Origin of the sequence: Citrobacter sp. Cf132, from assembly GCF_030333885.1 — a bacterium.
GTDB classification, from domain to species: domain Bacteria; phylum Pseudomonadota; class Gammaproteobacteria; order Enterobacterales; family Enterobacteriaceae; genus Citrobacter; species Citrobacter freundii.
Window position 1 is genome coordinate 1 of sequence record NZ_JAOWFA010000043.1, and the last position, 2,252, is coordinate 2,252.

At 46.7% G+C, this 2,252-nt stretch carries 3 protein-coding genes; 1 reads left to right on the plus strand and 2 read right to left on the minus strand.

From position 1 onward, the window contains the following. The coding region (locus tag OGV85_RS06295) for an IS1 family transposase (RefSeq protein ID WP_004200914.1) at nucleotides 1-72 on the plus strand (72 nt) is incomplete at its 5' end. Between the two features lie 126 nt (nucleotides 73-198). On the opposite strand, the gene OGV85_RS06300 is transcribed toward OGV85_RS06295, so the two are convergent. Together OGV85_RS06300 and OGV85_RS06305 are read right to left on the minus strand one after the other, a co-directional pair. Beyond that, nucleotides 199-1,428, minus strand: coding sequence for an EAL and HDOD domain-containing protein (locus tag OGV85_RS06300; RefSeq protein WP_000286799.1), 1,230 nt, complete (start codon nucleotides 1,426-1,428; stop codon nucleotides 199-201). A 104-nt stretch (nucleotides 1,429-1,532) separates the two neighbouring features. Continuing rightward, a complete protein-coding gene (locus OGV85_RS06305; RefSeq protein ID WP_001067855.1) occupies nucleotides 1,533-2,237 on the minus strand; it encodes an IS6-like element IS26 family transposase in 705 nt (234 codons plus the stop codon). Between the last annotated feature and the right edge of the window lie 15 nt (nucleotides 2,238-2,252).

A 2,252-nucleotide genomic window follows, 5' to 3' on the forward strand; every position in this document is an offset into this window, starting at 1 on the left:
TCGTTCTCAAAATCGGTGGAGCTGCATGACAAAGTCATCGGGCATTATCTGAACATAAAACACTATCAATAAGTTGGAGTTATTACCATGATAATAGTGTCTCGTTGTGTCTGGATAAGCGGATATAACGGCGTTCACCGGTATTTCTTTAATTAAAAAAATGATGTGTATGACTGATTTGTCTTGTGATAAATATCCTTAACAGACGGCGAGCTCGTCCGCCCATTTTGTTGCGGCCTGCATGGTTTCTATAACAGTGAACTCGCTGATATTGAGGGTATTACATATTTTCGCGGTTTCCTCCCAGTTAAGTTTCTCATAACATAACGACAGGGTCAGTATGTCAAAAAGTTCACCTTTATGTTCACAAAGCGCGGCAGTTACGTTTTGCGGGATTGAAATCTGTTTAATTAAATCGTCCATGGGGAGTTCAAGAATGACATCCAGCAATGAAAACAGACCGCATATAAATGCGTTATAGGATAATGAAACATTATTTATTTTTTCGGCAATTAATTCGCAGAATTTTCCGCGAACCATGCTCAGATGATAAAGTTCACTGATGCCGGAACGCCCCATATTTGAAAGGGCGGCCACCGCAACAAACCGCCGGAGTTCTTTGCCCCCCATATACATCAGCATTTCTTTCAGGGTAAGATTGTCCGCCTGAATTATGCCATGTGATTTAAACAGCATGTTTCTGACGTAGCGCATGATTTTATATGACAGCGTCAGATCGGTTTTAAGCAGACGTTCGACCGCGGCAAAGTCCGGGTTTTCCCTGTTCACCTCCATCATCAGCCTGGAGAGTGGCAGGGGGTTCTGGGAAAGGCATTTATTTCTGAGGATTTCCGGGCGACTGAAGAAAAATCCCTGGAAAAGCGCGAAACCCGCCCGGCTGTAAAGCTCAAACTCGTCCCTTGTTTCCACTTTTTCAGCAAGGAATTTTATGCCCTGCAGAAGCTGACTTTTTCTGTGGATATATTGCCGGATATCTTCATAGTCATTGTCTCTGACATCAAATTTGATGACAGAAATATACTGCATAAAGCGGTCCCATTCATCATCCATCGTGAAATCATCGAGCGCAAGCTGGTAACCCCTGTCGTGCATATCCTTTACGGCACAGAAAAGCGCATCATCCGGGACTGCATTTTCCAGAATTTCGATGACCACTTTTTCATTCGGCAGCGTATCGCCCAGTCCGTTAATGATCATCTGGTGCGGCACATTAATAAAAGAACTGTGATTGTTGGCTATACGGGGAACAGGGATGCATAAAAACTGGTCAGAAATCATTCTGGACGTGGCGTATTCTGGTGAAACATCGGGAAAGGCATTGTTCATTCCGTCTCTGAAAAGCAGCTCATAAGCGACGGTCTGCATTTTTGTGTCAAAAATAGGCTGGCGTGCGATAAATGAATACATATTCCCGGTCCCCAGGTCAGCGTTATAATTTTTAGAAATGTAACCTTTCTATGGCACTGTTGCAAAGTTAGCGATGAGGCAGCCTTTTGTCTTATTCAAAGGCCTTACATTTCAAAAACTCTGCTTACCAGGCGCATTTCGCCCAGGGGATCACCATAATAAAATGCTGAGGCCTGGCCTTTGCGTAGTGCACGCATCACCTCAATACCTTTGATGGTGGCGTAAGCCGTCTTCATGGATTTAAATCCCAGCGTGGCGCCGATTATCCGTTTCAGTTTGCCATGATCGCATTCAATCACGTTGTTCCGGTACTTAATCTGTCGGTGTTCAACGTCAGACGGGCACCGGCCTTCGCGTTTGAGCAGAGCAAGCGCGCGACCATAGGCGGGCGCTTTATCCGTGTTGATGAATCGCGGGATCTGCCACTTCTTCACGTTGTTGAGGATTTTACCCAGAAACCGGTATGCAGCTTTGCTGTTACGACGGGAGGAGAGATAAAAATCGACAGTGCGGCCCCGGCTGTCGACGGCCCGGTACAGATACGCCCAGCGGCCATTGACCTTCACGTAGGTTTCATCCATGTGCCACGGGCAAAGATCGGAAGGGTTACGCCAGTACCAGCGCAGCCGTTTTTCCATTTCAGGCGCATAACGCTGAACCCAGCGGTAAATCGTGGAGTGATCGACATTCACTCCGCGTTCAGCCAGCATCTCCTGCAGCTCACGGTAACTGATGCCGTATTTGCAGTACCAGCGTACGGCCCACAGAATGATGTCACGCTGAAAATGCCGGCCTTTGAATGGGTTCATGTGCAGCTCCATCAG

Coding starts and splice junctions, on each gene's coding strand:
- OGV85_RS06300 (WP_000286799.1), bottom strand. CDS start 1,428: ATGTATTCATTTATCGCACGCCAGCCTATTTTTGACACAAAAATGCAG.
- OGV85_RS06305 (WP_001067855.1), bottom strand. CDS start 2,237: ATGAACCCATTCAAAGGCCGGCATTTTCAGCGTGACATCATTCTGTGG.